Consider the following 10,780-nt stretch of genomic DNA (forward strand, 5'->3'; position numbering starts at 1 on the left):
GGCCAGGGATGGCCCATGACGGCGGCCCACGGTCCAAAGCCGGAGTGAGGGCACTCCGAGCCTAGGCGAGGAGCCGAGTGGTGGGGCAAGAGCGTTTTGCTTACTTTTGCGCTTTTCAAAAGTGAGCCGCTGTAAAAGCGGAACCAATAGCGGCCATAACCGCAGCAACGGATATGCCCCCAACCTGAAAACCTACTTCTTTTTCTTCGGAACCCGCACCAACTGCGTGTCGGAGTAGATGTCATGCCAGCCACGCTTCTGCTTGTCGAACAACGACCAGATAAACCCAAGCCCCAGGCACAACCACGAAGCAATCGACACCACAAACCGCAACAACGCCTGCCACAGACTGATCCGCGACCCATCAGCGTTCTGCACCCGCACCCCCCAAACCTGCATCCCCAGGGTCTGCCCCGAATGCGTCCAGAACTTGGCAAAGAACCCAAACAGCACAAAAAACAAAATCGTCGACAACAGCGGATCACCATCCAGCGCGCCAGACTCAGACAGCGCCCGCAGCTTGGCCTCACCGACAAACCCCATCCACACCAGCTTGTAGATGAAGGCCGTGACGATCAGCAGGGCGGTGCACAACAGGAAGTCATAGAACATCGCTGCCAGACGACGGCCCAGGCCTACGGCGGGAAACTCGCCTTGGGGGCTCAGCAGGTGTTTCGACATGGCATGGCTCTCGGCAGGAAAAAAGCCATTTTACGGAAGAACGCCCATAAAAAAGCCCCTGATGTCATATCAGGGGCTTTTTGTCGCAGCAAGGATCAGCCTTCTGCTTGTACTTCGTCGGCTTGCATGCCTTTCTGGCCTTGCACCGCGATGAAGGTCACTTTCTGGCCTTCTTTCAGGCTTTTGAAGCCGTTGCCCTGAATAGCGCGGAAGTGGACGAACAGATCCGGACCGCTTTCTGGAGTGATAAAACCAAACCCTTTTTCGTCGTTAAACCACTTGACGGTACCGCTCTGACGATCAGCCATTTTCTTATTTCCTTGACGCAAAAAAATTAATGACAGCCCCTTTCACATGAAAGAGTACTGGGCTGGGTTGCAGGAAAGTAAGAGACGTCGAACGGGTTGTAGCAAACTTTGGCTACTGCCCAGGTCCAGGTTCAAAGCGACCCATGCAAACACAGTGGGCAAACTCTACGCCAACTAATACAGAAAAAACAAGCCCCGGCAAAACCCCAGGTTTTGCTCGGCCTCGTTACACTTCTGTCCACAATGTGGAACGCGTTTATTCGATAGAATTCGTCACTTGTTATAGGTGACTGAACATAACATTGACTATCGTCAATGCACTTTAATGTGGCGGTTGCGTTACAGATTAGTGCACGTTAACGCAACCGCGTTACTTATAGGAACAGTCAATCAACCACGGTAGTAACGTTGTGGCACGAATGGCATTTTACTTACACGTAGTGGCACCTTTTTCCCACGTACCAACGCAGATACTTCGGTATCCAGTGCGATGAAAGCGCTGTCCAGATAACCCATGGCCAGCGGGCCGCCCAGGCTCGGGCCAAAACCGCCGCTGCAGACGCTGCCGATCACGGTGCCGTGTTCGTCGACGATTTCTGCGCCTTCACGGACCGGCGTGCGTTCCTGTGGCAACAGGCCTACGCGTTTGCGGCTGACGCCGGTTTGTTGCTGGGTGAAGATCGCATCGGCGCCCGGGAAGCCACCGGCGCGTGCGCCATCAGCACGACGGGCCTTGGAAATTGCCCACAACAGGCTGGCTTCAATCGGCGTGGTCTCGGTGTTCATGTCATGGCCATAAAGGCACAGGCCGGCTTCCAGGCGCAGGGAGTCGCGGGCGCCCAGGCCGATGGCCTGTACTTCGGTTTCGGCCAGCAGGCTGCGGGCCAGGGCCTCGGCGTTCGCGGCCGGTACCGAGATTTCGAAGCCGTCTTCGCCGGTGTAGCCCGAGCGGCTGACGTAGCAGTCCACGCCCAGCAGGCGGGTCGGTGCGAATTGCATGAAGGTCATGTGCTTGACCTCCGGCGCCAGGCGCGCCAGCACGCTGACGGCAGCCGGGCCTTGCAGGGCCAGCAGGGCGCGTTCCTCGAACAGTGGCTCGATGGTGCACTGGTCACCGATGTGCTGGCGCAGGTGGGCCAGGTCCTGGTCCTTGCAGGCGGCGTTGACCACCAGGAACAGTTCGTCGTTACCCAGGTTGGCGACCATCAGGTCATCCAGGATGCCGCCTTGCTCGTTGGTGAACATCGCATAACGCTGCATGCCCACCGGCAGGTCGATGATGTCCACCGGTACCAGGGTTTCCAGGGCCTTGGCGGCACCGGCGCCGGTCAGGCGGATCTGGCCCATGTGCGACACATCGAACAACCCGGCTTGCTCACGGGTGTGCAGGTGTTCTTTCATCACGCCCAGCGGGTATTGCACCGGCATGTCGTAGCCGGCGAAGGGCACCATGCGTGCGCCCAGTTCGATGTGCAGGGCGTGCAACGGGGTTTTCAACAGGGTTTCGGTGGACATATTCAGCTCCTGAAAAACGTGCGGACGCGCTTATAGGCGTCAGCACTCGATAATGTTGACCGCCAAACCGCCACGGGCGGTTTCCTTGTATTTGCTTTTCATGTCGGCGCCGGTCTGGCGCATGGTGCGGATGACCTTGTCGAGGGACACGAAGTGTTGCCCGTCGCCGCGCAGGGCCATGCGCACCGCATTGATGGCCTTGACCGAACCCATTGCGTTGCGCTCGATGCAGGGCACCTGCACCAGCCCGCCGATGGGGTCGCAGGTCAGGCCGAGGTTGTGTTCCATGCCGATCTCGGCGGCGTTCTCCACCTGGGAAACCGTACCGCCCAGCACTTCACACAGGGCGCCGGCAGCCATGGAGCAGGCCACGCCGACTTCTCCCTGGCAGCCGACTTCGGCGCCGGAGATCGAGGCGTTCTCCTTGTACAGAATACCGATGGCCGCGGCGGTGAGCAGGAAGCGCACCACCCCGTCTTCGCTGGCCCCCGGGATAAAGCGCATGTAGTAGTGCAACACAGCCGGCACAATCCCGGCGGCACCGTTGGTGGGCGCCGTCACCACGCGCCCGCCATTGGCGTTTTCTTCGTTGACCGCCAGGGCGTACAGGTTGACCCAGTCCAGCACCGACAGCGGGTCGCGCAGCGCCGATTCCGGGTGCTTGCACAGTTGGCGATGCAACGCGGCGGCGCGGCGCTTGACCTTCAGCCCTCCCGGCAAAATCCCTTCGTTGCGACAGCCCGCGTCCACGCAGTCCTGCATCACCTGCCAGATCTTCAGCAGGCCGGCGCGGGTTTCCGCTTCCGGGCGCCAGGCGCTTTCATTGGTCAGCATCACCTGGCTGATGGACAGCCCATAGGTGGCGCAATGGCCGAGCAAGTCCTTGGCACTTTTGAACGGGAACGTCAGGGGCGTGGCGTCTTCGACAATCCGGTCGTGGCCGGCGGCGTCTTCATCCACCACAAACCCGCCGCCCACCGAGTAGTACTCGCGGCTGCGAATCTGCAAGCCGGCGGCGTCGAAGGCGCGGAAGATCATGCCGTTGGGATGATAGGGCAGGGGTTTGCGAATCATCGCCAGGTGTTCTTTCTCGTTGAACGCAATGCTGTGTTCGCCGAGCAGGTTCAAGCGTGCGTTGCCGCGAATTTCCAACAGGCGGGCGGCAACGGTTTCGGTGTTCACGGTATCCGGGTGCTCGCCTTCCAGGCCCAACAATACGGCCTTGTCACTGCCGTGGCCTTTGCCGGTGGCGCCGAGTGAGCCGTAGAGCTCCACCTTGACGCAGGTGGTGGCGCCCAGCAGGTTGTCGCGCTTCAGTCCCTCGACGAATCGAGCGGCAGCGCGCATCGGGCCGACGGTGTGAGAGCTGGAGGGGCCGATGCCAATCTTGAACAGGTCGAACACGCTTAAAGACATGGTTGTTCTCCGGTTTCTTATTATTGAACGGATGTACGCGGTCCAATGTGGGAGCGGGCTTGCTCGCGAAAGCGGTGGGTCAGTCACCAGATGTATCAACTGACACTCCGCATTCGCGAGCAAGCCCGCTCCCACATCAGGTTACGCGTAGCTCTCGATCGACGGGCAAGCGCACACCAGGTTGCGATCGCCAAACACGTTGTCGACCCGGCCAACCGGCGGCCAGTACTTGGCTTCGATCAACGACGCCACCGGGTACACCGCTTGTTCACGGCTGTATGGGTGGCTCCATTCGCCAACCAGTTCCGCGGCAGTGTGTGGCGCGTTTTTCAGCGGGTTGTCGTCTTTGTCCAGCGAGCCATTTTCCACCGCGCGGATTTCTTCGCGGATGGCGATCATCGCGTCGCAGAAGCGGTCCAGTTCTTCCCGGGATTCGCTTTCGGTCGGCTCGATCATCAGGGTGCCGGCCACCGGGAACGACATGGTCGGCGCATGGAAACCAAAGTCGATCAGACGCTTGGCCACGTCATCCACGCTGATGCCGCTGCTGTCTTTCAACGGGCGCAGGTCGAGGATGCATTCGTGGGCCACCAGGCCATTGCTGCCGGTGTACAGCACCGGGTAGTGCTCTTCCAGGCGGCGGGAAATGTAGTTGGCATTCAAAATCGCCAACTGCGAAGCGCGCTTGAGGCCTGCGCCGCCCATCATGCTGATGTACATCCAGGTGATCGGCAGGATGCTCGCGCTGCCGAACGGTGCGGCGCAGACCGCGCCTTCCTTGCGTTCCATCGCGGCATGGCCGGGCAGGAACGGCGTCAGGTGGGATTTGACGCCAATCGGGCCGACGCCCGGGCCGCCACCACCGTGGGGAATGCAGAAGGTCTTGTGCAGGTTCAAGTGGGACACATCGCCGCCGAACTTGCCCGGGGCGCAGAGGCCGACCATCGCGTTCATGTTGGCGCCGTCGATGTACACCTGGCCGCCGTTGTCGTGAATGATCCCGCAGATTTCGCGGATGCCTTCTTCGAACACGCCGTGGGTGGACGGGTAGGTGATCATCAGCGCAGCGAGGTGCTCGCGGTGCTCGATAGCCTTGGCACGCAGGTCTTCGATGTCGACGTTACCGCGTGCATCGCAGGCGGTGACCACGACGCGCATGCCGGCCATGTTGGCGGTGGCCGGGTTGGTGCCGTGGGCCGACGACGGGATCAGGCAGATATCGCGGCGTTCTTCGCCACGGCTCTGGTGATAGGCACGGATGGCCAGCAGGCCGGCGTATTCGCCCTGGGAACCGGCGTTCGGTTGCAGGGAAATCGCGTCGTAACCGGTGGCCGCGCAGAGCATGGCTTCCAGTTCGGTCGTCAGTTGCTGGTAGCCGGCGCTTTGCGAGGCCGGGGCGAACGGGTGCAGGGCACCGAACTCGGCCCAGGTCACCGGGATCATTTCGCTGGCGGCGTTGAGCTTCATGGTGCACGAGCCCAGCGGGATCATGGTGCGATCCAGGGCCAGGTCCTTGTCGGCCAGTTTGCGCAGGTAGCGCATCAGCTCGGTTTCGGAGTGGTAACGGTTGAACACCGGGTGGCTGAGAATTGGCGACTGGCGCAGCAGCGCGGCCGGCAGGGTGCTTTCAACGCTGGCAGCCAATGCGGCGAAGTCCGGCAGGGCTTTACCGCCGGCGAACACGCTCCACAGGGTTTCGATGTCGGCTTGGGAGGTGGTTTCGTCCACCGACAGGCCAACGCGTTCGCCGTCGACCACACGCAGGTTGATGCGCTGGGCGCGAGCCTTGTCGTGCAGGGCAGCAGTTTGCGCGCCGGTCTTGATGGTCAGGGTGTCGAAGAAGTGGGCTTGTTCAACTGCCAGGCCCAATACGCCCAAGCCTTTGGCGAAGATCGCGGTCAGGTGGTGAATGCGGTTGGCGATCTGGGTCAGGCCTTTCGGGCCGTGGTACACGGCATACATGCTGGCGATGTTGGCGAGCAATACCTGGGCGGTGCAGATGTTGCTGGTGGCCTTCTCGCGGCGGATATGTTGCTCGCGGGTCTGCATGGCCAGGCGCAGGGCCGGCTTGCCGAAACGGTCCACGGAGACGCCGACCAGGCGGCCCGGCATGTCGCGCTTGAACGCATCCTTGGTGGAGAAGTACGCCGCATGCGGGCCACCGAAGCCCAGCGGAACGCCGAAGCGTTGCGCGCTGCCGATGGCCACGTCGGCGCCGAACTCACCCGGCGGGGTCAGCAGGGTCAGGGCCAGCAGGTCGGCGGCCACGGCTACCAGCGCATTGGCGGCGTGGAAGCGCTCGGTCAGTTCGCGGTAGTCGAACACGTCACCGTTGCTGGCCGGGTATTGCAGCAGGGCGCCGAAGAAGGCGCTGACGTCGGTCAGTTCACGCTCGTCGCCCACCACCACGTCGATGCCCAGCGGCTCGGCACGGGTGCGCAATACGTCGAGGGTTTGCGGGTGGCTGTGCACGGAGGCGAAGAACGCGTTGCTGCCTTTGTTCTTGCTCAGGCGTTTGCAGAAGGTCATGGCTTCGGCAGCGGCGGTGGCTTCGTCCAACAGCGAGGCGTTGGCGATCGGCAGGCCGGTGAGGTCGCTGATCAGCGTCTGGAAGTTCAGCAGCGACTCCAGGCGGCCCTGGGAAATCTCCGGCTGATACGGCGTGTAGGCGGTGTACCAGGCCGGGTTTTCCAGCAGGTTGCGCAGGATCGGCGACGGTGTGTGGCAGTTGTAGTAGCCCTGGCCGATGTAGGTCTTGAACAGCTCGTTCTTGGCGGCGATCGCCTTGATCGAAGCCAGTGCGTCGGCTTCGCTCAGGCCGTCGCTCAGGCCCAGCACAGCGGTGCCCTTGATGCTTTCCGGGATCACGCTGGCGCTCAGGGCTTCCAGGGAATCAAAGCCCAGGGTGGCGAGCATGTGTTGCTCGTCGTCCTGGCGCGGGCCGATGTGGCGGGCGATGAATTCGTTGGCGGTGGTCAGATTAGTCATGGCGCGCTCCTCAGGCTTCAGCGTTGGCTTTGATCAGGCGGTCATACGCATCCTGATCCAACAGCTTAGCTACTGCGTCGGCATCAGCCGGTTTAAAGCGGAAGAACCAGCCTTCGCCCATCGGGTCTTCGTTGACCAGCTCGGGGCTGCCGTCCAGCTTGTCGTTTACTTCGAGGACTTCGCCGTCCAATGGCATGTATACGCCGCTGGCGGCCTTGACCGATTCAACGGTGGAGGCTTCTGCCCCTTTGTCGTAGGACTGCAGCTCAGGCAGTTGCACGAAAACCACATCACCCAGCGCGTTCTGCGCAAAAGCGGTAATGCCCACGGTCACGCTGCCGTCGGCTTCGGCGCGCAGCCATTCGTGATCTTCAGTAAAGCGCAACTCGCTCATGGAAACTCCTCAGGGCCAGATTCGTCTGGTGGACGGGATTGGAATAATGGGGAGTTGCTTAGCAAAATTGCGGCCAATGTTTTTTTATCGTTATAAAACAATTGGTTACTGATTATGGCAGGTGATGTTCGGAAGGTGACTGTAGCGATATCGCTACAGCTGGACGGGTGAAAAAAAGCCTATGAGGATCAAAGCCTTGCATCGCGACGCCTGGGACGGTGTGTATTGATATCGTTCCACTGTAGCGCTTTCAGTACAGGCGGAGGTCGCTTTTGAGGGCGCCGTAGATCAAATGTGGGAGCGGGCTTGCTCGCGAAAGCGGTATGTCAGTGCCGAATGTATTGACTGACCCAACGCATTCGCGAGCAAGCCCGCTCCCACATGTTGATCGCGTGCAGTCAGTCAGGGCTTGCTGGGAATACCGTACTTGCGCAAGCGATGGGCAATGGCGGTGTGGGAGGTTTGCAGGCGGCTGGCCAGCTGGCGCGTGGACGGATAGCTGGCATAGAGCTTCTCCAGCAACCCGCGCTCGAAATCCTCCACGGCCTGCTCCAGGCTGTCGACTTCACCATCGTTCTGCCGCGCCACCGAGGTGCCGGCGATGTCCAGGTCGCCGATGTCCACCAGGCTGCTTTCGCAAATGGCCGCGGCGCGGAAGATCACGTTCTGTAATTGCCGCACGTTGCCCGGCCAGCGGTTGCCCAGCAGCGCCGGGTAGGTGCCCGGCGCCAGGCGGCAGACCGGGCGCTGGATCTGCGCGCAGGCCTGCTGCATGAAGTAGCGGGCCAGCAGCAGGATGTCCTGGCCGCGCTCGCGCAGGGGCGGCACTTCGACGTTGAGCACATTGAGGCGGTAGAACAGGTCTTCGCGGAAGGTGCCTTCGCTGACCATTTTTTCCAGGTCGCGGTGGGTGGCGCTGAGGATCCGCACATTGACCTTCACCTCACGGTCGCCGCCCACCCGGCGGAAGCTGCCGTCGTTGAGAAACCGCAGCAGCTTGGCCTGCAAGTACGGTGACATCTCGCCGATCTCGTCGAGGAACACCGTGCCCTGGTTCGCCAGTTCCATCAGCCCCGGCTTGCCGCCGCGCTGGGCACCGGTGAAGGCGCCGGGGGCGTAGCCGAACAGTTCGCTCTCGGCCAGGTTCTCCGGCAGCGCCGCGCAGTTCAGGGCCAGGAACGGCGCGCTGTGGCGTGCGCTGATGGCGTGGCAGGCACGGGCCACCAGCTCCTTGCCGGTGCCGGTCTCGCCCTGGATCAACAACGGTGCATCCAGCGCCGCCACCCGTTGCGCCCGCGCCTTGAGGGTGCGGATCGCCGGGGACTCGCCCAACAACGCGTCGAAACCTTCGGCGTGGTCATGGTGCAGCGCCGACAGTTGTTCGCCGATGCGGTTGGGTTGGTACAGGGTCAGCAGGGCGCCGGCGTCGGTGATCGGCGTGGCGTCCAGCAGCAGGGTCTGGCCGTTGACGCTGATTTCCCGCAGGGCCAGGCGAAAGCCGTGTTCCAGCAGGGTGGCCAGCAGGGTTGGGTCGTCGAACAGTTCGTTGATGCTTTCCCCGGCGGGTTCGCGACCGTACAAGGCGATCAGCGCCGGGTTGGCCAGCAGGATCTTGCCGGCGCTGTCCAGGGCCAGTACCGGGTCGGTCATGGCGGCGAGCAGGGCGTCGAGTTGCAGGTGCTGGCGCTGGCCGGGGAGGATGTCGACCACGGTCACGGCTTGCACGCCGCGCACGCTGAACAGTGCATCACGCAGCTCTTCCAGTACCTCGGCGCTTAGGGTCGGGGCGTCGATGTAGACGTTGGGCGGAACCATTTCCACCGCATCCAGGTTCAGATTGCGCCCACCGAGCAAGGCCAGGACTTCCTGGGTGATGCCGACGCGGTCGATGAAGCTGACGTGGATACGCATGGGGCTGTTTTTGGTTCTGGCGAGCGAGAGGTGGCAAGTATGCCTTGGAGAAGATAGAGATCAAAATGTGGGAGCGGGCTTGCTCGCGAATGCGGTGTGTCAGTCACCGGATGTATCAACTGATACACCGCATTCGCGAGCAAGTCGAATCGTCGCACCGCCGCTCCCACATTTGATGGTTGGTGCCTGGGAAATCGGGTTATTCGAGGTGTTCGGGTTTGACCGGATCCCCAGGCTTCACATCCAACTGATGGCGCACATCCTCAAACATCAAATCGTACTGCTTGTGCATCTGGCCATTGAGCACGGCAATCTTCGGCATGCCGTACTTCTGCGCGATGTTCATCGCCTGCCGGGCGAAGTCGAACGACTGGTCCTTGGGCAGGAAGAACTCTTCCTTGAGCTCCTTGCCCTGCACCGTGCCGTGCATCTTGAAGAGCATTCCCTTGCCTTCCTTTGGGTCCTGGCTGACTTCGTAGTCGATGCACAGGTTGTAGCTGTAGTCATCCTTGTTCAGCGCGTGGCGTTCGATGTGCAGGTGACCAGGTTCAAAGGTAGCCATAGGCGTTTCTCCTCTACTTCACAGGTAGGTGATGCCAGGTTTTGCGGTACTGATGCGGGTGCCGGCGCTGCCCTGGACGATCGCTTCGATGTCCGAGAGTGAACCGATCACTGCGGTTTTTCCAGTCTGGCGGGCGAACTCGCACGCGGCCTGGACCTTGGGTCCCATTGAGCCGGCAGCGAAGCCGAGCTTTTCGATTTCGTCCGGGTGTGCCTGGCCGATGGCTTTCTGGGTGGGCTTGCCGAAGTCGATAAAGGCGGCATTGACGTCGGTGGCAATCACCAGCAAATCGGCGTCCAGTTGCCCGGCCAGCAAGGATGAGCACAGGTCTTTGTCGATCACGGCTTCAATGCCCTTGAGCTTGCCGTCTTCGCCATACATCGTCGGAATCCCGCCGCCGCCGGCGCAGATCACGATGCTGCCTTTTTCCAGTAACCACTGGATCGGGCGGATTTCAAAGATCCGCTTTGGCCGTGGGCTGGCCACCACGCGGCGATACTTGTCGCCATCGGGGGCAATCGTCCAGCCTTTTTCAGCGGCCAGTTTTTCCGCTTCGGCTTTGGAGTACACCGGGCCGATGGGTTTGGTCGGGTTCTGGAAGGCCGGGTCCTTGGCGTCGACTTCGACCTGGGTCAGCAGTGTGGCGAACGGCACTTCGAAGTCCAGCAGGTTGCCCAGTTCCTGTTCGATGATGTAGCCGATCATGCCTTCGGTTTCGGCTCCCAACACATCCAGCGGGTAAGGTGAAACCTGGGTGTAGGCGGCAGCCTGCAGCGACAGCAGGCCCACTTGCGGGCCATTGCCGTGGGCAATCACCAGCTCGTTGCCTTTGTGGATCTTGGCGATCTGTTCGGTGGCGATACGGATATTGGCCCGTTGATTGTCTGCGGTCATGGGTTCACCACGGCGCAGAAGGGCGTTGCCGCCCAGTGCAACGACGATACGCATATAAGGTTGTCCTTCCAGAATCCAGCGTTGTGAACACCGGGCCAAATGTGGGAGCGG

General features: G+C 61.4%; 9 protein-coding genes. All 9 read right to left on the bottom strand.

Translation table 11 applies throughout. The features are described from left to right. Window positions 1-192: 192 nt before the first annotated feature. The gene (locus tag HX801_RS05445; RefSeq protein ID WP_017475695.1) at window positions 193-681 is read right to left on the bottom strand and encodes an RDD family protein; all 489 of its coding nucleotides are present in this window, start codon (window positions 679-681) and stop codon (window positions 193-195) included. 95 nt (window positions 682-776) lie between these two features. Beyond that, window positions 777-989 carry a cold-shock protein gene (locus tag HX801_RS05450; RefSeq protein ID WP_003220045.1) on the bottom strand — a complete coding sequence of 71 codons (213 nt, stop codon included), beginning with the start codon at window positions 987-989 and terminating at the stop codon, window positions 777-779. A 390-nt stretch (window positions 990-1,379) separates the two neighbouring features. Further along, window positions 1,380-2,504, bottom strand: coding sequence for a glycine cleavage system aminomethyltransferase GcvT (gcvT, locus tag HX801_RS05455; RefSeq protein ID WP_003220046.1), 1,125 nt, complete (start codon window positions 2,502-2,504; stop codon window positions 1,380-1,382). Between the two features lie 39 nt (window positions 2,505-2,543). Then, complete coding sequence (locus HX801_RS05460) at window positions 2,544-3,920, bottom strand: L-serine ammonia-lyase (protein WP_003220047.1); 1,377 nt, start codon at window positions 3,918-3,920, stop codon at window positions 2,544-2,546. 141 nt (window positions 3,921-4,061) lie between these two features. Next, window positions 4,062-6,908 carry an aminomethyl-transferring glycine dehydrogenase gene (gene gcvP / locus HX801_RS05465; RefSeq protein ID WP_177021740.1) on the bottom strand — a complete coding sequence of 949 codons (2,847 nt, stop codon included), beginning with the start codon at window positions 6,906-6,908 and terminating at the stop codon, window positions 4,062-4,064. A gap of 10 nt (window positions 6,909-6,918) precedes the next feature. Beyond that, a complete protein-coding gene (gene gcvH / locus HX801_RS05470; protein ID WP_003220049.1) occupies window positions 6,919-7,302 on the bottom strand; it encodes a glycine cleavage system protein GcvH in 384 nt (127 codons plus the stop codon). Window positions 7,303-7,704: 402 nt separating this feature from the next. After that, a complete protein-coding gene (locus HX801_RS05475) occupies window positions 7,705-9,213 on the bottom strand; it encodes a sigma-54-dependent transcriptional regulator (protein WP_177021741.1) in 1,509 nt (502 codons plus the stop codon). Window positions 9,214-9,412: 199 nt separating this feature from the next. Next, window positions 9,413-9,775 carry a DUF5064 family protein gene (locus HX801_RS05480; RefSeq protein ID WP_003220051.1) on the bottom strand — a complete coding sequence of 121 codons (363 nt, stop codon included), beginning with the start codon at window positions 9,773-9,775 and terminating at the stop codon, window positions 9,413-9,415. An 18-nt stretch (window positions 9,776-9,793) separates the two neighbouring features. Continuing rightward, window positions 9,794-10,723: a carbamate kinase gene (gene arcC / locus HX801_RS05485; protein WP_177021742.1), complete on the bottom strand. Its 930-nt coding sequence runs from the start codon at window positions 10,721-10,723 to the stop codon at window positions 9,794-9,796. Window positions 10,724-10,780: the final 57 nt, after the last annotated feature.

The sequence above is a fragment of the Pseudomonas sp. G1002 genome, from assembly GCF_013385455.1.
In the GTDB taxonomy this organism is placed as follows: domain Bacteria; phylum Pseudomonadota; class Gammaproteobacteria; order Pseudomonadales; family Pseudomonadaceae; genus Aquipseudomonas.